The 18,679-nt window shown below is 74.2% G+C and carries 14 protein-coding genes; 6 read left to right on the forward strand and 8 right to left on the reverse strand.

Features of this window, described 5'->3' with window-relative positions; translation table 11 throughout:
* Window positions 1–6 precede the first annotated feature (6 nt).
* The 3 genes from IF01_RS0120545 to IF01_RS0120555 all read left to right on the forward strand — a co-directional run bounded on the left by IF01_RS0120545 (window position 7) and on the right by IF01_RS0120555 (window position 3,488).
* Complete coding sequence (locus IF01_RS0120545) at window positions 7–1,458, forward strand: hypothetical protein (protein ID WP_030394925.1); 1,452 nt, start codon at window positions 7–9, stop codon at window positions 1,456–1,458.
* Window positions 1,459–1,660: 202 nt separating this feature from the next.
* Window positions 1,661–2,932, forward strand: coding sequence for a TerD family protein (locus IF01_RS0120550; RefSeq protein ID WP_030394926.1), 1,272 nt, complete (start codon window positions 1,661–1,663; stop codon window positions 2,930–2,932).
* A gap of 64 nt (window positions 2,933–2,996) precedes the next feature.
* Window positions 2,997–3,488: a GNAT family N-acetyltransferase gene (locus tag IF01_RS0120555; RefSeq protein ID WP_030394927.1), complete on the forward strand. Its 492-nt coding sequence runs from the start codon at window positions 2,997–2,999 to the stop codon at window positions 3,486–3,488.
* Between the two features lie 24 nt (window positions 3,489–3,512).
* On the opposite strand, the gene IF01_RS0120560 is transcribed toward IF01_RS0120555, so the two are convergent.
* From IF01_RS0120560 to pruA, 3 genes are all read right to left on the reverse strand, one after another.
* The gene (locus tag IF01_RS0120560; RefSeq protein WP_369826123.1) at window positions 3,513–4,208 is read right to left on the reverse strand and encodes an RraA family protein; all 696 of its coding nucleotides are present in this window, start codon (window positions 4,206–4,208) and stop codon (window positions 3,513–3,515) included.
* Between the two features lie 185 nt (window positions 4,209–4,393).
* The gene (locus IF01_RS0120565) at window positions 4,394–5,323 is read right to left on the reverse strand and encodes a proline dehydrogenase family protein (RefSeq protein ID WP_030394929.1); all 930 of its coding nucleotides are present in this window, start codon (window positions 5,321–5,323) and stop codon (window positions 4,394–4,396) included.
* A gap of 150 nt (window positions 5,324–5,473) precedes the next feature.
* A complete protein-coding gene (gene pruA / locus IF01_RS0120570) occupies window positions 5,474–7,102 on the reverse strand; it encodes an L-glutamate gamma-semialdehyde dehydrogenase (protein ID WP_030394930.1) in 1,629 nt (542 codons plus the stop codon).
* Window positions 7,103–7,390: 288 nt separating this feature from the next.
* Here pruA and IF01_RS0120575 point away from each other — a divergent pair, with 288 nt between their 5' ends.
* Complete coding sequence (locus IF01_RS0120575) at window positions 7,391–8,992, forward strand: PucR family transcriptional regulator (protein ID WP_030394931.1); 1,602 nt, start codon at window positions 7,391–7,393, stop codon at window positions 8,990–8,992.
* Between the two features lie 89 nt (window positions 8,993–9,081).
* Here IF01_RS0120575 and IF01_RS0120580 read toward each other — a convergent pair whose 3' ends face one another.
* Both IF01_RS0120580 and IF01_RS0120585 read right to left on the reverse strand, forming a co-directional pair.
* Entirely contained in the window at window positions 9,082–10,566 is a 1,485-nt protein-coding gene (locus tag IF01_RS0120580) for an alkaline phosphatase PhoX (protein WP_030394932.1), read from the reverse strand.
* A 277-nt stretch (window positions 10,567–10,843) separates the two neighbouring features.
* Window positions 10,844–12,037: a hypothetical protein gene (locus IF01_RS0120585; RefSeq protein ID WP_030394933.1), complete on the reverse strand. Its 1,194-nt coding sequence runs from the start codon at window positions 12,035–12,037 to the stop codon at window positions 10,844–10,846.
* Window positions 12,038–12,409: 372 nt separating this feature from the next.
* Here IF01_RS0120585 and IF01_RS0120590 point away from each other — a divergent pair, with 372 nt between their 5' ends.
* On the forward strand, window positions 12,410–12,856 hold the full coding sequence (locus IF01_RS0120590; RefSeq protein WP_030394934.1) for a VOC family protein: 447 nt from the start codon (window positions 12,410–12,412) through the stop codon (window positions 12,854–12,856).
* Between the two features lie 42 nt (window positions 12,857–12,898).
* Here the strand turns inward: IF01_RS0120590 and IF01_RS48390 are convergent, their stop codons facing one another.
* The gene (locus tag IF01_RS48390) at window positions 12,899–14,527 is read right to left on the reverse strand and encodes a hypothetical protein (RefSeq protein WP_244215572.1); all 1,629 of its coding nucleotides are present in this window, start codon (window positions 14,525–14,527) and stop codon (window positions 12,899–12,901) included.
* A 357-nt stretch (window positions 14,528–14,884) separates the two neighbouring features.
* On the opposite strand from IF01_RS48390, the gene IF01_RS0120600 reads away from it, so the two are divergent.
* The gene (locus IF01_RS0120600; RefSeq protein ID WP_051755772.1) at window positions 14,885–16,216 is read left to right on the forward strand and encodes an MFS transporter; all 1,332 of its coding nucleotides are present in this window, start codon (window positions 14,885–14,887) and stop codon (window positions 16,214–16,216) included.
* 310 nt (window positions 16,217–16,526) lie between these two features.
* Here the strand turns inward: IF01_RS0120600 and IF01_RS44110 are convergent, their stop codons facing one another.
* A complete protein-coding gene (locus IF01_RS44110; RefSeq protein ID WP_051755773.1) occupies window positions 16,527–17,171 on the reverse strand; it encodes a Uma2 family endonuclease in 645 nt (214 codons plus the stop codon).
* Between the two features lie 223 nt (window positions 17,172–17,394).
* On the reverse strand, window positions 17,395–18,669 hold the full coding sequence (locus tag IF01_RS0120610; RefSeq protein ID WP_244215573.1) for a helix-turn-helix domain-containing protein: 1,275 nt from the start codon (window positions 18,667–18,669) through the stop codon (window positions 17,395–17,397).
* Between the last annotated feature and the right edge of the window lie 10 nt (window positions 18,670–18,679).

An 18,679-nucleotide genomic window follows, 5' to 3' on the forward strand; every position in this document is an offset into this window, starting at 1 on the left:
GGTCCGGTGGGTCCGTCCGAGGACACCGGGCAGGACGCGGCGTACCCGCACGAGCGCTACCGCACCAGGCACGGCCGGCACGGACGGCCCGGCCCGTTCGGCGGCCGTCTGCGGCTGCCCACCCTGCGCTTCTCAGGCGCCGCGATGGCGATGTCCACCGTCGTGGGCATCAGCATCGCCACCACCCTGCTGCTGAACGAGCAACAGGGCGTGGGCCGCCGGGCCGGGGTCGCCCGGGTCGGCTCCAGCGCCCCGCCGCCCAGCCCGGCCGTCGGCCCCGACAGCGGATCGGGTGCCGCCTCCGGCACCGGCACCGGTCCCGCCTCCGGCACCACGGCCGACCGGGAGAGCGACGCCCCGGCCGCCACCGCGGGCCGTCCCCCGGCCACCCCGGCCGTCCCCGTGCCCGGCCCGACCGGCCCCGACGGCTCGAAGGACCCGAACAGCCCGACGGCCGGCCCCCGGGCCCCGGGGAGCACCCCCGGCCCGCGGTCCGCCACCCCGGCCGCGCCCCGCGGCGGCTCCTCCACCGGCGTGCCGCTCGCCGAGGGCCCGCCGCCCCGGCACGGCGTGACCGGCGAGCCCGCCGGGGGACACGGCACCGGTACCGGAACGGGCACCGCCGGCGGCGGCCAGGACACCCTCGCCGCCGGACAGCCCGCCGAGGAGCAGCCCGCCTCCCGCAACGCCGACCGGCCGACCGCCGACCGGCCCGCCGAGGAGCCGGCACCCACCGCGACGGCCCCGGCCACCCCCGCGCCCTCCCCCTCCCCGACCGCGTCCCGCCCGCTCGCCCCCGCGCCGGGCACCCCGACGCCTGCGCCCGGCCGGCCCGGCGAGGTCCTCACCGACCCCGGGACCGGCGGCACCGACGGCACCGGCGGCACCGGCGAAAAGGGAGCCACGGGTGAACCGGGCGACAAGGGCGGAAAGGGCGTCAAGGGCGGTACCGACAACGCCGACGACCTGGCGCTCACCGGCGCGGCCCTGGTCCAGCCGCTCGGCCGCGACGGGACCCGCCACCTGCTCGCGCTGACCGTCACCGAGCCGCTGACCGCGCTCCAGGCCGAGTTCCGCCTCGCCCCGGGCGGGTCGGCCCCGGGCGCCGGCACCGTCTGGACGGACCTGGCCGGCGCCGTAATCACCACCCACCAGGAGCGGGGCGCGGCGGTGTACCGCTTCACCACCCCGCCCGGCACCGACGTCCGCCCCGGTCGGTACACCTTCGCCGTGCTCGGCATCCGTACGCCCGCACCGCGCCGCGCCGACCCCCGGACCGCCGACCCCCGGACCATCGAGTCCTGGAAGGCCAGTGCCTTCGGGATCGACCGGCCGCGCGCCGTGGCCGCCCTCGGCACCTTCGCCGCACCGTCCGCCACCGGGACCGAGGTACGCCCCGGCCCCACGGCACCGGCGCGGCGCGACGGCACCCGTCCGCTGACCGCACCCGCCCGCTGAGCGGCCCCGGCGCCGCCGCACCACCGCACCACCGCCGTCCGGCCCGGCCCGCTCCGGTCGGACAACCCGACAGGTCAGCGACCCGATCGGGCTCATCCGGCCGACCTCGTTCGTTACTGTGGTCGCCAGTCGGCACAGCCGCCCCACCGCCGGGGCCGGCCCCGCACCACGTCATTCCCAGGAGGAGTTCGTGTCCACGGTCCTGACCCAAGGCGGCAACGCCCCGTTGACCGCCGCGCGGGTGACCGTCGAGGTCACCGCACCCAAGGCGCTGGACGTCTCGGGCCTGCTGCTGACCGATGCCGGCAAGGTCCGTTCGGACGACGACTTCGTCTTCTACAACGCCCCCAACGGGCCCGGGGTGACCCACCGCCCGGCCGCCGCGGGCAGCCCGGACGCCATCATCGTCGACACCGCCGCCGTCCCGGCCGGGATCAGCAAGATCGTGGTCACCGCCAGTCCCGACGAGGCGGGCGCCACCTTCGCGGGCATCGAACCGACCGCGACCGTCCGCGACGCCGCCACCGGCGAGGTACTGGTCACCTTCACCTCGCCGGCGCTCGGCCGGGAGACCGCGCTGATCGTGGTCGAGGTCTACCAGCGCAACGGCGCCTGGAAGGTGCGCGCGGTCGGCCAGGGCTACGCGAACGGCCTGGCCGGCATCGCCACCGACTTCGGCGTCTCGGTCGACGACCAGCCGGCACCGGCGCCCGCCGCCGCCCCGGTCACCCCGGTCGCGCCGCCCGCGCCCGCCCCGGCCCCCGCCGCGCCGACCCCGCCGCCGGCCGCCGGCCCGGTCGACCCCCGGCTCGCCATGGCCTCCGCCCCGCCGATGCCGCAGAGCGCGCCCCCGATGCCCCCGGCCCCGCCCGCCGCGGCCGGCGCGCCCTCCCTCACCAAGGTCACCCTGGACAAGGGCCGGGTCAGCCTCACCAAGGGCGGCTCGGTCTCGCTGGAGAAGAACGGCAAGCCCTTCCTCTCCTCGATCCGGATGGGTCTCGGCTGGGAGCCCGCCGGCCGCGGCCGCAACATCGACCTCGACGCCTCCTGCCTCGCCTTCGACGCCAAGCGCGAGAAGCTGGACACCGCCTGGTTCATGAAGCTGGGCATCTTCAACGGCGCGATCGCCCACTCCGGCGACAACCTGACCGGCGAGGGCGGCGGTGACGACGAGTCGATCACCGTCCACCTCAACGGCCTGCCGCCGGAGGTGTGCGGCCTGGTGTTCGTGGTGAACTCCTTCTCCGGCCAGAAGTTCACCGAGGTCAAGAACGCCTACTGCCGCCTGGTCGACGCGGGCACCAACGAGGAGCTGGTCCGCTTCGACCTCACCCACTCCGAGGCCCGCACCGGCGTGGTGATGTGCAAGCTGATCCGCCAGTACTCGGGCGAATGGGTGATGACCGCGATCGGCGAGTACGTCGACGCCAAGACCGCCCGCGCGATGGTCAAGCCGGCCGCCTCGATGCTCTGACGGCCGGTCGGGCGGCGGGAGAAAACGACTGGACCTCCCGCCGTCCGCCGCGCATCATGTCCGGATGCTGATCAGGGAAGCCACCACCGAGGACTGGCCGGGCATCTGGCCGTTCTTCCAGTCGATCGTCGCCGCCGGCGAGACCTTCACCTACCCGCTCGACCTCGGCTTCGAGCAGGGCCGGGAGTGGTGGCTGCTGCCCGAGCCGCACCGCACCGTGGTCGCCGTCGACGAGGCCACCGGCGCGGTGCTCGGCACCGCCAAGATGAACCGCAACCAGATGGGCAACGGCGGCCATGTCGCCAGCGCCAGCTACATGGTGGACCCGGCGCACGGCGGCCGGGGCATCGGCCGGGCGCTCGTCCTCGACAGCATCGACTGGGCCCGCCGGTCCGGCTACCGGGCCGTCCAGTTCAACGCCGTGGTCGCCTCCAACGAGCACGCGGTGAAGCTCTACGAGTCGCTCGGCTTCACCGTCGTCGGCACCGTCCCGGAGGCCTTCCACCACCCCGTGCACGGCTACGTCGCCCTGCACGTCATGCACCTGGCGCTCTGAGCCCCCTCCCCCCGGGGCCTCCGCCTACTCCTCGATCGCCCCGCCGACCCGCCGCAGGTGCTGCCGGAAGCTGTACCCCGGGTCGGCGGCCCGACGCTCCAGGAACTCGTCGAACGACGTCTGCCGCCGCAGCGTGTCCCCGGAGCGGATCCGCTCCGCCTGCGACCGCTCGGTCCTGGCGATCCCGGCCGCCGTCTCCAGCACCTCGTCCAGCCGCGCGCCCGGCACGAACAGCACCCCGTCCGCGTCCGCGAACACCGCGTCCGCCGCGCTCACCAGGTGCGGCCCGAACCTCGCCGTGGCCAGCGCCTCCGGCTCCCGCGCGTCCAGCCGCAGCGGACCGAGCGGCAGGCTGCCGTAGCTGAACACCGGCAGCCCGATCTCCACCAGCTCCGGCGTGTCCCGGTGCAGCCCCCACACCACCACGCCGGCGATCCCCGCCGCCCGCGCCTCCAGCACGGCGAGGTCCCCGACGCACGCCTCGTCCGTCCGCCCGCCGTTGTCGATCACCAGCACGTCCCCCGGCCCGGCCGCGCCGTACGCCTCCAGGAACACGTCCACACTCCCGTAGTGCCGCACCGGCAGCACCCGCCCGGCGACCCGACCCCCCGGCACCACCCCCACCACCCCGGCCGGCGCCACCCGCAACCCCACCCCCACCCGCATGCACGCATCCGCCACCAACGGCGTGGACAGCTCCGCGAACCGCTTCAGCACCATGCCAACTCCTCGCTCACACGCCAGAGTTCACCAGCACGAAGATCCTACGCCGATCCCCCCTCCCGCCATCGAGTGAAATCCCGCCACACCCGGCCCGGCCCCCGCACGGAGCACCCCCGGACGCACGACGGCCCGGGTCCCCCCATCGCGGAAGGGGGACCCGGGCCGGGCGGTTGCCGCGGGGGTCAGCCGCGGGTGGCCATGGCGCGCAGGAAGAAGGTGAGGTTGGCCGGGCGCTCGGCGAGGCGGCGCATGAAGTAGCCGTACCACTCCTCGCCGTACGGGAGGTAGACCCGCATGGTGTTGCCCTCGGCGGCGAGGCGGAGCTGCTCCTCGGGGCGGATGCCGAAGAGCATCTGGTACTCGAAGGAGTCCCGCTTGCGGCCGTTCCACTCGGCCAGCTGGCCGGCGATCTTGATCATGTTGGGGTCGTGCGAGGCGATCATCGGGTAGCCCTCGCCGGCCATCAGGACCTTGAGCGCGCGGACGTACGCGAGGTCGACCTCGTGCTTGCCCTGGAAGGCGACCGACTCGGGCTCCTTGTAGGCGCCCTTGCACAGGCGCACCCGCGAACCGGGGCCGGAGAACTCGCGGCAGTCGGCCTCGGTGCGGCGCAGGTAGGCCTGGAGCACGACACCCAGCCAGGGGAAGTCCTGGCGCAGCTCGCGGGCGATGGCGAGGGTGGAGTCGGTGGTGGTGTGGTCCTCCATGTCGAGGGTCACCGTGGTGCCGGCGTCGGCGGCGGCCTCGCAGATGCGGCGGGCGTTCTCCAGGGCGATCTTCTCGCCGTCCACCGGGAGGAACTGGCCGACGGCCGAGAGCTTGACCGAGACCTCGGCGCCGGCGGCCAGGCCGGTCTCCTTGAGCGCCTTGAGCAGGTGCTCGTAGGCCTCGGCGGTGCCGGCGGCCTGGGCGGAGTCGCGGGTGTCCTCGCCGAGGTGGTCCAGGGTGACCTTGCGGCCGGTCGCGACGAGGTCGTCGCAGGCGGTGACGGCGTCGTCGAGGGCCTCGCCGGCGACGAAGCGCTCGACTATCGCGTGGGTCGGCGGGAACTTCTCGACGACGGTGCGGACCTGGGCCGAACGGGAGGCGGCGAGGAGGGCGGAACGGAGCATCGTGACTCCTGGAGCTGGTGTTTCCAAGGGGTGGCAGAAAGGGACGGGCGGCGGACCGAGGGGGGTGGTCGGTCCGCCGCCCGTGGGGACGCCGCCCGGCTGCGGGGCCGGGGGGCGTCAGGGGACCGCGTACGGGTCCCGGTGGGACGGTCAGCCCATGTGCGGGTAGCGGTAGTCCGTCGGCGGGACGAAGGTCTCCTTGACCGAGCGGGTCGAGGTCCACCGCGCGAGGTTCTGCTTGGCGCCGGCCTTGTCGTTGGTGCCCGAGGCACGGGCGCCGCCGAACGGCTGCTGGCCGACGACCGCGCCGGTCGGCTTGTCGTTGATGTAGAAGTTGCCGGCCGCGTTGCGCAGCTTGAGCATCGCGTGCTGGACGGCCTCGCGGTCCTGGGAGATGATCGCGCCGGTCAGGGCGTAGTCCGAGACCGACTCCATCTGGGTCAGCATCTCGTCGTACTTGTCGTCCTCGTAGACGTACACGGCGAGGACCGGGCCGAAGTACTCGTCGCGGAAGTACTCCGAGGCCGGGTCCTGGCAGACCAGCACGGTCGGCCGGACGAAGTAGCCCACGCTGTCGTCGTAGGTGCCGCCGGCCAGGACCTCGACCTGCGGGTCGGCCTGGGCGCGGTCGATCACGGCCTTGTTCTTGGCGAAGGCGCGGTCGTCGATGACGGCGGACATGAAGTTCGACAGGTCGGTGACGTCGCCCATGGTCAGACCGTCGACCTCGGCGCGGAAGTCGTCCTTCAGCTCGGCCCAGATCGAGGCCGGGACGTAGGCGCGGGAGAGCGCCGAACACTTCTGGCCCTGGAACTCGAAGGCGCCGCGGGTCATCGCGGTCTTCAGCACGGCCCGGTCGGCGGACGGGTGGGCGACCAGGAAGTCCTTGCCGCCGGTCTCGCCGACGATCCGCGGGTAGGTGCGGTAGCCGGAGATGTTGTTGCCGACCTCGCGCCACAGGTGCTGGAAGGTGGCGGTGGAGCCGGTGAAGTGGATGCCGGCCAGCGCCGGGTGCTTCAGCGCGACGGCGGAGACGTCCAGGCCGTCGCCGGTCACCATGTTGATGACGCCCTTGGGCAGGCCGGCCGCCTCCAGCAGCTGCATCAGCAGGTGCGCGGAGAACTGCTGGGTCGGCGAGGGCTTCCACAGCACCACGTTGCCCATCAGCGCCGGCGCGGTCGGCAGGTTGCCGGCGATGGCGGTGAAGTTGAACGGGGTGATCGCGTAGACGAAGCCCTCCAGCGGGCGGTGGTCGCTGCGGTTCCACACGCCGTCCGAGGAGATCGGCTGCTCGGCCATGATCTGGCGGGCGAAGTGCACGTTGAAGCGCAGGAAGTCGACCAGCTCGCAGGGGGTGTCGATCTCGGCCTGCTGCGCGGTCTTGGACTGGCCGAGCATGGTGGCGGCGGCCAGGGTCTCGCGCCAGGGGCCGGCCAGCAGGTCGGCGGCGCGCAGGAAGATCGCGGCGCGGGAGTCGAAGGAGAGCGCCTGCCAGGCCGGGGCCGCGGCCAGGGCAGTGTCGATGGCCTCCTGCGCGTCCGCCTGGGTGGCGTTGCGCAGGGTTCCGAGCCTCGCCGCGTGGTTGTGCGGCTGGACGACGTGGAACTCGGTGCCGCCGCCCATCCGGCGCTCACCGTTGATCGTCATGGTCAGCTGGACCGGCTCCTGGCCGCCCAGCTCCTTCAGCTTCGCCTCCAGGCGGGCCCGTTCCGGGCTGCCGGGGGCGTAGCTGTGGACCGGCTCGTTCACCGGCGCGGGGACCTGGGTCACAGCATCCATGAGCGCACGCTCTCCTTCGTTCCTTGCGGGGGATGCCGACGCGGATCGCACGACGGCCACATGACGAACGCTATTCCTGCATCAGGGGTCGCTTGATTGGCCGGACGGCTAAAATCATCCGGACGGCGTTGTCCGACCGGATGAAGGATTCGGACGAAAGCCACCCTTCGGCCACCCACCGGCCACACCGGACCCACCTCGGACCCACTCCCGGTTCACTCCCGACCCGCCACCGGCCACGGCGGCGGCCGACCCCCGCCGCCCGTCGGACACCTTTGAGGAGGCCCGATGACCGCCCCCGGCCTCCCGCTCCGGCAGCTGCTGATGTCCCTGGGCGAGCCGCTGGTCGAGCTCCAGACCGCCCCGCAGGGCCTCGACGTCCCGGTCCGCGACGTGGCCATCCTCGACCCCGAGGACCCGCCCACCGCCGCCCCGGGCGAACTCGTGCTCGCCATCGGCGCCCGCGGCCGGGCCGCCCTCCCGGCCCTGCGCGCGGCCGGCCGGGCCGGGGCCGCCGCGGTCGCCGTCAAGCTGGACGCCCCCGGCCAGGCCGACGCGCTGCGCGAGGCGGCCACCGAGGCCGGCGTGGCGCTGCTCTCGGTGCGCCGGGAGACCCGCTGGGAGCACCTCGACTCCCTGGCCCGGGCGATCATCGCCGGACCGGACACCCCGGACGCGCCCGGCTCCCCCGAGCACAACGCCGGCGACCTGTTCTCGCTCGCCCAGACCGTCGCCGTGCTCACCAACGGCATCGTCTCGATCGAGGACACCTCCAGCCGGGTGCTCGCCTACTCGCGCTCCTCCGACTCCGACGAGGTCGACGACCTGCGCCGGCTCTCCATCCTCGGCTGGCAGGGCCCCGAGCCGTACCTGTCCAAGCTCCGCGAGTGGGGCGTCTTCCAGCACCTGCGCACCTCGGACACCGTGATCGCCGTCGACCCCCACCCGGAGCTCGGCCTGCGCCGCCGGCTGGCGATCGGCATCAGGACCGGCGCGCAGCCGCTCGGCACGATCTGGGTGCAGGAGGGCGCCCGGCCGCTCGCGCCGCTCGCCGAGCAGGCGCTGGTCGGCGCGGCCCGGGTGGCCGCGGCCCAGCTGGTGCGCCGCCGCCGGGAGCTGTCCGCGGACGTCCGGCTCACCCGGACCCTGGTCACCGGTCTGCTGGAGGGCTCCACCGGCCCGCAGTCGCTGGCCACCCACCTCGGCCTCGACGTGCGGCGCCCGGCCACCGTGCTGGCGTACAGCGCGGGCACCACCGAGCAGCTCACCCGGGCCGAGGTGACCGGCCTCATCTCGGTGCACACGGCGGCCCGGCACCGCGCCGCGCTGCTCGCGCCGATCGAGTCCCGGGTGTACGTGCTGCTGCCCGACCTGCCCGCGAACCTGCCGATGGCCACCGTGCGCGGCTGGGCTCAGGAGGTGGTCGAGGCGGCCAGGGACCACCTGGGCGTCCGGCTGCGGGCGGCGCTCGGTTCGACCGTGGAGGGCCTCGCCCAGGTGCCGGAGTCGCGCGCGCAGGCGGACCGGATCCTGGACGCGATGGGCCGCGGCGGGGTCGACCTGGAGGTCGCGGCGCTGATCGACGTCCAGGCGGAGGTGCTGGTCAGCGAGGTGCTGGCGCTGCTCCAGGAGCGCGACGGCCTGCGCGACCCGCGGCTCACCGCGCTGACCTCCTACGACCGCAGGCACGGGACCAGGCTCGCCGAGTCGGTGCTGGCCTGGCTGGACGCGCTGGGCGAGGTCCGGGTCGCGGCGGACGCCCTGCACATCCACCCGAACACCCTGCGGTACCGGGTCCGCCGGGCCGAGCAGCTGACCGGGATCGACCTGGCCCAGCCGCAGCAGCGGCTGCTGGCGATGCTCCAGCTGCGGCTGCCGGCCGACTCCTGACGGCACCCCCGTACGTCCCCGGGGCCCGTACGTCGGGCACGCGAAAGGGGCCCGCCGAAGCGGGCCCCGATCACTCACTCGCGGTCAGCTCACTGGCCGTAGCCCTGGCCGCGCTTGTGCTCGTTCAGGCGGTGCCACGGGCCGGTGATGGCCAGCTGGATGCCCGGGGTCTGGATGTTGGCGAAGAGGGTCTTGCCGTCGTCCGAGAAGGTGACGCCGGTGAACTCGCTGAACTCGGGCTTCTCGGCGGTGCCGATGTTCAGCTCGTTGCGGGCGATCGGGAAGGTCAGGCCGTCCTCGGTGGCGCCGAACAGGTGCGAGACACCCTCGCCGTCCTCGGCGATCACGATGCCGCCGTAGGGCGAGACGGTGATGTTGTCCGGGCCGTCGAAGTTGTCGTGGTCGCCCCAGACGTCGGTGTTGACGCCCAGCAGGACCTTCAGGGTGATGGTGCGGCGGACCGGGCTGTAGAACCAGACCTGGCCGTCGTGCTGCAGCGGGCTCTCCGAGCGGGCGAAGCTGGAGACGAAGTAGAAGCCGCCGTCACCCCACCACATGCCCTCCAGCTTGCGGGCGCGGGTGACCTCGCCGTCCTTGAACTGCTTGCGGACGGAGACGGTCCTGGCGTCGCGGTCCTGGACCTTGACCCAGTCCACGCCGTAGGTGGTGCCGACCTTGGTGGCGCGGGACAGGTCGTCGATGAACTTTCCCTGGGCGTCGAAGACCTTGAAGGCCTCCAGCACACCGGCGTCGGCGGCCAGCTTGCGCAGCTGGTAGCGACCGTGCTTGAAGCCGGCCGGCGGGGTCCAGCGGAAGAGCAGGCCGTTGGGGTTCGAGGCGTCCTCGGTCAGGAAGACGTGACCGCGCTTCGGGTCGACGACGACGGCCTCGTGGGCGTAGCGGCCGAAGGCCTTCACCGGCTGCGGGTCGCGGTTGTAGTCGTCGTCGAACGGGTCGACCTCGAAGATGTAGCCGTGGTCCTTGGTGAAGCCGTTCTTGCCGGCCTTGTCCTCGGTCTCCTCGCCGGACAGCCAGGTGCCCCACGGGGTGACGCCACCGGCGCAGTTGGTGGCGGTGCCGGCGATGCCGACCCACTGCTCGACCGTGCCGTTGGCCTTGGCGTGCACGATGGTGCAGCCGCCGGCCGCGCCCGGGTCGTAGACGTGGCCCTCGGTCAGCGGGACCGGGTTGGGCCAGTTGGCGCGGGCGCCACCCAGCTCGTGGTTGACGACCAGCAGGTTGCCGCCGCGCTCGTCCTCGAACGCCGAGGTGCCGTCGTGGTTGCTCGGGGTGAACTCACCGGTGCGCAGCTTGGTGACGCCGGCGCGGTTCACGACCTTGTACTTGAAGCCCTTGGGCAGGGCGAGCAGGCCGCCCTGGGTGTCGGCGACCAGCGGGCCGTAGCCCACGGCGAGGCGCTCGGCCTCGGCGGCCTCGGCGGCCGGCGCCTCGCCACCGGCAGGAGCGGCGATCGCACCCGGGGCGGTGGCCAGGGCCTCCGCGCTGCCGGCGATCAGAACACCGGCCCCGACGAGGGTGGAACGGTTGACGAAGTCCCGACGGGACAGCGACATGGCAGTCACTCCTGAAGGCTGGGGAGCCGACCGGGCGGACCCGGTGCGCGGCGTGCGAGGTGTCGAGAACGGTCGTCGACGCCCAGCAGACTCCGCCCGCCCGGTGAACAGCCGGTAAAGGGGACACCGCGTCAGAGCGGCCATTTGCCGACCGTATTCGAACCCATGACTCAACTTTTGCCATGTACCCACAGGTCACACCACCGGCCGGGCCCCGGCCACCCCCCGTTCGGCCCCCGGGAGGGCCGCCGTTCAACCGGCCCGCCGCCCGGCCGCCTCAGCGGCCGGCCCGCGCCACCCGCCACTGCTCCCAGGCCGCCAGCCACAGCTGCTCGCCCATCCGGTGGTGCTCCCCGCGCTCCCCGTCCCGCACCCGCTCCCCGTCCCGCACCCGCTCCCCGGCCCGTACCCGCTGCCAGGCCAGCTGGGCCGGCAGACTCGCCACCTCGCTGGCGAACACCGAGTACCGGATCGACTCCTCCACCGCGGCGTCGCCCTCCGGCGTCCCCACCACCCAGTGGGTCAGCTGGGACAGCCGCCGGAGCTGCTCGACCATCGCGGCCACCGCCTCCGCCGCCTCCGGCCTGGTCTCCGAGGCGAGCCGCATCTGCTGACGCACCGCCGCCTCCCACCGCAGCGCGCCCGCCTCCGCGCGCGCCCCCCGCAGCGGCCGCGGCGGCCGCCCGGACCGCAGCCGGGCCTCGACCGCGGCGGCCTCGCTGATGCCGTGCGCGATCACCTCCCGGTGCGCCTCCAGTCCGGTGACCGGGGCCAGCTCGCGCCGCTCCACCGGCAGGCACCGGCCGCGCCGGGCGGCCAGCTCGCGCAGCAGCTCGGTGCGGCCGCGCAGACAGCTCTCCGGGTCCTGGATCCGGGCCAGCTCGACGCCGCCCGGCGGCACCCCGCGCCCGCAGACCGTCACGGTGAGCCCGTCCACCCGGAACCGGCCCGCCCAGACCGGCTCGGCGCCGCCCATCGGGCAGCAGCCGGGCAGCGGCGCGCCGGACCACAGGCCGCGCCGGTCCTCGTGCACCTCGACGGCGTGCGCCCGGCCGTCGACGGTGATCCACTCGCGCAGCGCCCTGACCCGGCCCGGGGTGTCGCCCTCGTCGACCCCGAGCTGCTCGTAGACCCGGTCGCGCTCGTCCTCGACCACGTCCTCCAGCTCGGGCAGCGGCTCGTACCGGTCGGCGCCCGGCCGGTGGGTGCGCACGGTGACGTAGGGGCCGGCCGCCGAGGTCCAGTCGCCGGTGCCGACCTCGACCCAGCCGGGAACGGGATCCGCGCCGCCGCCGAACGCGACCAGCGCGACCGGACCGCCCGGTCCCGCCGCGGGCACCACGCCGTACAGCGGGAAGTCGGCCGCGGCGAGGGTCCGGCGGGCGAGGTCCTCCTGACCGCCGAGGAACTCCTCCAGGTCGCCGACCCGGCACTCGCGCGGACAGTCCCCCGGGCGGCCGCACGGGTCCACCGTGCCCGCACCGTCCCCGTACCGACCGCTCCGACCGCCTCCGCTCGCCCGCGTCATCCCGCGCCGCACCCCCTGTCCTCGCCGTTCCCGCCGTGCCGTAGACCCCGGCAACGATACGTGGCCCGACCTGCCGGGTCATCAGGCCCTTTGCGCACCCGGCCGATCCGCCGCCGGGCGGGCGGCCACCGGGCACCGTCCCGCCCCCGTCCTCCCCCGGCCGGCCTGGTCCGGCCCTCGTCCGGTGCGCGTCCGGCCCTCGTCCGGCGCGCGTCCGGCCCTCGTCCGGCCCGCGTCCCGCCCTGTCCCGCCCTGTTCCCGCCGGACAGCCCTGCCCGGGGCGCCGCTGTCGGTCCCCCTCCCTACGCTGGCGGCATGACAGCAACCACGGACTTCCCGGCCCGGCTCAGCATCGTCACCCTCGGCGTGACCGACCTCGACCGCAGCGCCCGCTTCTACGAGGCGCTCGGCTGGCACCGGTCCGCCGCCTCCAGCCCGGAGATCGTCTGGTTCCGCACCGCCGACTCGGTGCTCGGCCTCTTCCCGCACGACGAGCTGGCCGCCGACGCGGGCGTGCCGTCCGCGGGCGAGCCGGCCTTCCGGGGCGTCACCCTCGCGGTCAACCTGGAGTCCCCGGCCCTGGTCGACGCCGCGCTGGCGACGGCCGTGGAGGCCGGCGCCGTGGTGGTCAAGCCGCCGGCGCCGACCGGCTGGGGCGGCTACTCCGGCTACTTCGAGGACCCGGACGGCCACCTCTGGGAGCTGGCCCACAACCCGTTCTTCCCCTTCACCGAGGACGGCTCGCTCGACCTGCCCCGCTGAGCCCCCGCCCGCCGTACCGGGCACCAGCGGGGGCTTGCGGCCTCAGCCCTTGGAGCGCGCCTTGAACGCCGCCTTGCGGGCCTCCTTCGCCACCGCCCGGTCCGGGTGCATCTCGCCGACCGCCTCCAGCACGTCCGCCGTGTACGGGTGGTCGACCCGCCACAGCTCGCCCAGGTAGTCCGCCGGCTCCTCCGTCACCGGCAGCTCCGCCACCAGCTCGCGCAGCTGGTCCGGATCGCCGCCGGTGTCCAGCAGCTGGGCCGCGAAGGCGTCGACGACCGTCCACAGCGCCGTCGCGCGGTCCGGCGCGGGCACGTCCGCCGCGCCCAGCGCGACCAGCCAGGCCGCCGCGCCGCCGCCCAGCTCCGGATCGCCCAGCACCTCCCGCACCGCCGGTTCGGCGGGCGCACCGAGCAGGGTCAGCGCCGAGTGGCAGAGCATCCGCCGCATCGGGGCGTACGCGTCGCTGCCGCGCGCCGCCTCCAGCAGCTCGCGCGCCGCCGCCACCGGCTCCCGACCTTCGATCCAGACCTTCAGCTCCTCCTCGGGCAGCACATTGGCGGCCTCGCTGACACCGCGGAGCAGCGCGGCGGCGTCCCCCTTGGCCAGATCGCCGACCAGCGGCGCGTCGTAGCCGTCCTCCAGCAGCCACTGGCGGATCCCGTACTGGCCGAGCGGGGTGAGCCGGACCAGCCCGAACCGGGCCGACTCCGCCTCGTCCAGCTCCGCCGGCTCGCCCTCCGCCCCGGCCCCGGCCGCCTCCTCGCCCTCCTCCTCGTCGAAGAGCTCCGGGTCGATCGGCCGGTAGTCCAGCAGGCCCAGCTCGGAGAGGTCGGCGAGCATCGGGTCCAGGGCCACCATCACATCGGTGATGTCGCCCAGCAGCTCGTCGCTCGGCTCCTCGCCCTCGGGGACGACCAGCAGCGCCGCCAGCACGCCCAGCGGCACCGTCTCGGTGCCCGGCTCGGCGAAGGCCGTGGTCTCGTAGAGCACCTGCAGCGCCTCGTCGAGCAGCTCGGCGGCCTCGTCCCTGGCGTCCTCGACCTCGCCGAGGCCCTCCTCGTCCGCCTCCGCCTCGGCGTCCCCGTCGTCCTCCCCCTCCAGCTCCTGGGAGTCCGCCTCCACCGCCAGCTCGCGGACGATCCCGGCGGCCGTCAGCCACAGCTCCAGGACGGTCTCGGGGTCGCCCTCCTCGGCCGGCTCCAGGTCCGGGCCCGGGACGGCGACGTGCTCGCCGGCCGCCGTGGTGCCGATCTCGACCAGGTCCAGGTCGCAGGCGAGCGACCAGGCGCGCATCGCCTCGACCACCGCCTCCTCCGGGACGTCCCCCTCCTCGGGGGCGAGGCCGAGCAGCCGGGCGGCCGGGAGCCGGTCCGGGGCGGTGAGGTCGCCGAACTCGTCCACCGCCCGGTGCGGGGCCGCCCAGCGGGACAGCCGCAGCGCCCAGTCGAACATCGGGACGGCCTTCGCCAGCGCGGCCAGCTCCGGTTCGGCCGGCAGCCGGACCGGCGGCACCAGCACCGCCGCGTCGTCCAGGTCCTCGTCGTCCAGTCCGTGCGCGGCGAACGCGCCGTACAGATCCTGCAGCTCCAGGTCGGCGGGCAGCACCGCGCCCTCGCCCGGGGTCCCCGCCGCCGAGGGGCCGGCGTTCCTGCGACGTCGTGCGGCCATCGTTGCGCGTTCTCCCTACACCGAGCTTCACCGAGCACCATCGGGCTGCACCGAACGGTCAGCCGGGCCGGACCGCGGAGATCACCTCCGTGTACCGGCCCACTACCTCAGCGTATAGGCCGGGCACCCCCGATGCCCGGCCTCAAGGGGCGCGCGCCGCGAGCGCGCGCCCACCCCTTATCCTTCGAAGTCGGTACCGCGCACAACCCCGCGCGCACCGACGGGCAACGTAGCCCCGCTCTCGCTCACCTGCACCACCAGGGAGCCCGCACCGAGGCCACCACCACAGCGCCCAGGACGGGCGCGCCGGCACACCCCGCCGACCCGCGTGGTGCCCGGCCACAGGAGACCCCTGCCATGGCGGACCTCTCCCCCGCCGGCTCCGGCCTGCGCACCGCGCAGCTCGACGGACGCCGACTGTCGGAGGCCCTGCTTCCCCTGGAGCTCGCGCCCCGCGCCCAGCTCCGGCTCGCCGCGATCAGCCGCTGGAACGCGCTGCGCGGTGTCCGCGTCGGCCTCGTCGGCGCTGCCCTGCTGCTCATGCTCATCGGCGCCAATCTGGCGACGCCGATCTACTCGCTGCTCCAGCAACAGCTGCACCTGACCGCGCTGGACACCACCGTCCTGTTCGCGATCTACGTGTTCGCACTCGTCCCGGTACTGGCCGTGGTCGGCCACTGGTCCGACCACCTGGGCCGCCGCGCCCTGATCCTGCCCGCCGTGGCGCTGTCCGCCGTCGGCGACGTCGTGTTCGCCACCTCCGGCAGCTTCTGGCAGCTCGCCGCCGGCCGCGCCGTCCAGGGCATAGCCGTCGGCCTGACCACCGGCGCCGCCGGGGCCGCCCTCGGCGACCTGCTGCCCGACCGGCCGACCCTGGCCGCCAAGATCACCCTGGCGTGCTCGGCCGGCGGCGTCGCGCTCGGCCCGGTGGTCGGCGCCCTGCTGGCGGGCGGCTCCGACCCGCTGCTCAGCCCGTTCCTGCTGCACGCCATCGCCCTCCTCGCGCTCTGCGTGCCGCTGGCCCTGGTCCACCCCCGGATGCCCGGCCGCAACCGCCCGCCGGCCGACCCGCCCCGGATCACCACCCCGGCCCACCTGCGCCCGCAGCGCCTGCGGCTGCCGCACACCGGCCGCCGCGAGTTCCTGCTCGCCGCCACGGCCGGGTTCATCTCCTACGCGGTCTTCGGCGTCTACCTCAGCCTGGCCCCGGCCTTCGCCACCAAGCTGCTGCACACCGACTCCAAGCTGATCGGCGCCGTGGTCGCGGCCCTGCTGCTCGGATCCTCGGCACTCGTCCAGCTGCTGGTCCCGCCGACCGCCGACCGCGTGGTCATCGCCCTCGGCATGACCGGCCTGGCCGCCGGCCTGGCCCTGGTCGTCACCGCCGGGTACACCGGCACCCCGGCGCTGCTCTTCATCGGCAGCGTCCTCGGCGGCGCCTGCCAGGGCATCGCCTTCCGCTCCCTGTTCACCACCGCCGTCGGCGCGATGAACCCGGAACGGAGGGGCTCCGAGCTCTCCTCCCTCTGGGTCATCGTCTACCTCGGCTCCTCCCTCCCCATCGTCGCCGTCGGCGCCCTCGTCCAGTCCTACGGCCTGCTCCCCGCCGTCAGCGGCTTCGCGATCCTCGCGGCCACCCTCTGCGCCGCCCTGGCCGTCGCCGTCGCCCGCAAGCCCAAGCCGGCCTGACCGCCACGCACACCGAACGCCGCTGCCCGGGACTCCTACGGAAGTCCCGGGCAGCGGCGTTTTGGCACCTCGGCCGCACGCCGGGTGAACACCCGCGCATCATCCGCTTCGTTGGGCAGTTCTCCCGCCGTTCCCCACCGTCCACCCCCCAGCGCCGGGTGCCCGCCCCGGCCCCGCCCGCGCGCCGCCGAGCGGCGCGCGGGCGCTGATGCAGCGGGGGCAACGTGCCCGCCGGGAAAGAGAGGCCCCCGAATGAGCACGATCCCCAGCGCGGCGAGGCACTCGGGCGGGCGGCGGCGTTCCACCACGCCTACGTGCGCCAGGGCCTCCAGGCACCGGTGTCGATCTCGACATCGAACGGCCCCGGCAGTCGGACGGCCTCGCCGAACTTCCACTCACCCAGGGTTCGGTACGCAGCCTCAGCCCTGTTCGGCTCGCCGAACAGGGTGACGCCCGACTGCTGCGGGTCCCGGTCCACCAGCAGGTAGTAGGGCACCCCGCTCCGCGCGTAACCGCTCCACTTGGTGGGCTTGCCGGACACCGGGCGCCGGTCGTTGTGTGCGCCGGGGTACGCAGTGACCTCGGCGACCAGGCTGATCTCGTCCGGGCGAAGATATCGGTCCCCCGCGTTTGCCAGCAGATCCACCTCAGCGCTCACCAGGGCGAGGTCGGGACAGTAACCGTCCCCTTCGGCAAGATCGACACCAACGTGCTGCAACACCTGCCACGGGAAGCCTTGATCCCTGGACTCGGCGCGGAACAGCCCTTGATGCAGGTCCGAGAGGATCGCAGCGTGAACCACCGGTGGATACGGTGCCACGACGAACTCGCCACCGATCGCTTCTACCCGCAACCGCTCAGGCAGCCCGAGATGCTCGTCGAGTTCGCCCCGAACCCAGAGCGCATACGGCGACTCGGGCAGGACCCACTGCCCGGCAGCAACAACGAACGACATGCCCCCAGCCTTGCCGCCCCGTCGCAGACAGAGCACTGCCGCCCAAGCCATTCCCCCGAAGGAGCGGTTTGGGTGGCAGTGGATTGACGTTCTGCTCGTCCGTCCGACGTTGGGCCGTTAAGGCCGACAGAACGAGGCCACCGGTTTCGCGGCGACCGTGTTCGTGCGCCGGAGCGGGTTACGGGCCCGTCCGGACCCCACCCCCCGCTACGTCCGATCCGCATCAACCAACCAGCGCCTCGCCGAGCCGTGTGTGAGCCGATCCGGCGAGGGTGCGGTGAAGGGCCTCGGCACGGGAGCGGACCAGCCCGTCCCGGAACCCCGCCGGCAGCTGCTGCCAAACCCCAACGGCCATGTCAGCGGCCGCGGCCGGGTCGCCGTCCATGCTCAGGCAGGTCGCGGCGTCCATGGTCAGCAGGGCCCTGGTCATGACGGACGGCGATTTGGTGAGGGCGAGGGCTGCTTCCTGTTCGGCGTTTGCTTCACGGGTGCGGCCCATCAGCGTGAACGCCTGGGACAGGTGGACGTGGTGCTTCTGGAGCGGGTAGCCGAACCAGGTGTCGGCGGCCTGCGCGGTGTTGAGGTGTTCGGCGACGTTGCGGGCGTCGGCGACCGCGCGAAGGGCTCCTCGGTGGTCACCGATGGAGGCCAGGGCGCGCGCGGTGACGGCGGCGGCCAGGGCTGCGGCGGCCGTGGGGGTTCGGCCCGCCTCGCGGCGGGCGCTGATGGCCAGGTTCGCGGCGGCGTTCGGAGCGCCGTAGTTGAGCGGGACCATCGCGTGCCGGGCCAGGACCCAGGCGAGCATGTACTGGTCGCCGGATTCGCGGGCAGCCTTCTCGGCGGTGGCGAACCAGCCGTGGGAGTCACGCTGGTCGCCTCGGTCGTGCTGGATGATCGCGACCAGTCCGGTGATCCCGGCTGCGGTGCGGGCCAGGTCGGTTCGGGTGCCGGCGGGGTGCGGGCGGCTGAGGACGGCTTGCAGGAGGCCGAGGTCCTGGCGCATCTGAGCCAGCACGATGCCGGGCGCCCGACCGCGGTAGCCGCCGCGGTGGCGTTCGAACGCCCCGTCGAGGTAGGCGAGATCGCCGGCGTCGGAACCGGATAGGCCGGCGTCGATCCCCTCTCGTGCCTCCGCGATGCCGGGCAGCGCGGCGACCCCTGTCGCCAGTGCCGCCGCGCCGAGAAACTGTCGTCGATTCACCGCCGTACCCTCCTCTCCTTCGTCGTCGACCGGCTGCTGGTGGAGCTTGCGCCAGCGCCGCGAGACGGCCACCGCTCGGGCGACCTCCTCCACCGAGAGCCCGTATCCGTCGGCCAGCAGCTGGCGCCACCTCGGGGTCGGCAGGCGTCGCTCGGTCTCCCAGCGCTTCAGGTTCTCCGGGTCGAACCACGTGCCGCCTTGAGCGTCCTGCAGGAGCCGGGCCTGCTCTTCGCGGGTGAGTTCGGCAGTCTCCCGGATCCGCCTCAGCACGGCGCCGATGCCGTCTGGTGCCATCATGCCCGTCCCC

It is taken from the genome of Kitasatospora purpeofusca (genome assembly GCF_000718025.1).
In the GTDB taxonomy this organism is placed as follows: Bacteria; Actinomycetota; Actinomycetes; order Streptomycetales; family Streptomycetaceae; genus Kitasatospora; species Kitasatospora purpeofusca.

What these genes read in the sequence shown, in the direction of transcription:
- IF01_RS0120555 (WP_030394927.1), top strand. Translation starts at nt 2,997, where the DNA reads ATGCTGATCAGGGAAGCCACCACCGAGGACTGGCCGGGCATCTGGCCG.
- IF01_RS0120560 (WP_369826123.1), bottom strand. Translation starts at nt 4,208, where the DNA reads ATGGTGCTGAAGCGGTTCGCGGAGCTGTCCACGCCGTTGGTGGCGGAT.
- IF01_RS0120565 (WP_030394929.1), bottom strand. Translation starts at nt 5,323, where the DNA reads ATGCTCCGTTCCGCCCTCCTCGCCGCCTCCCGTTCGGCCCAGGTCCGC.
- pruA (WP_030394930.1), bottom strand. Translation starts at nt 7,102, where the DNA reads ATGGATGCTGTGACCCAGGTCCCCGCGCCGGTGAACGAGCCGGTCCAC.
- IF01_RS0120575 (WP_030394931.1), top strand. Translation starts at nt 7,391, where the DNA reads ATGACCGCCCCCGGCCTCCCGCTCCGGCAGCTGCTGATGTCCCTGGGC.
- IF01_RS0120580 (WP_030394932.1), bottom strand. Translation starts at nt 10,566, where the DNA reads ATGTCGCTGTCCCGTCGGGACTTCGTCAACCGTTCCACCCTCGTCGGG.
- IF01_RS0120590 (WP_030394934.1), top strand. Translation starts at nt 12,410, where the DNA reads ATGACAGCAACCACGGACTTCCCGGCCCGGCTCAGCATCGTCACCCTC.
- IF01_RS48390 (WP_244215572.1), bottom strand. Translation starts at nt 14,527, where the DNA reads ATGGCCGCACGACGTCGCAGGAACGCCGGCCCCTCGGCGGCGGGGACC.
- IF01_RS0120600 (WP_051755772.1), top strand. Translation starts at nt 14,885, where the DNA reads ATGGCGGACCTCTCCCCCGCCGGCTCCGGCCTGCGCACCGCGCAGCTC.
- IF01_RS44110 (WP_051755773.1), bottom strand. Translation starts at nt 17,171, where the DNA reads ATGTCGTTCGTTGTTGCTGCCGGGCAGTGGGTCCTGCCCGAGTCGCCG.
- IF01_RS0120610 (WP_244215573.1), bottom strand. Translation starts at nt 18,669, where the DNA reads ATGATGGCACCAGACGGCATCGGCGCCGTGCTGAGGCGGATCCGGGAG.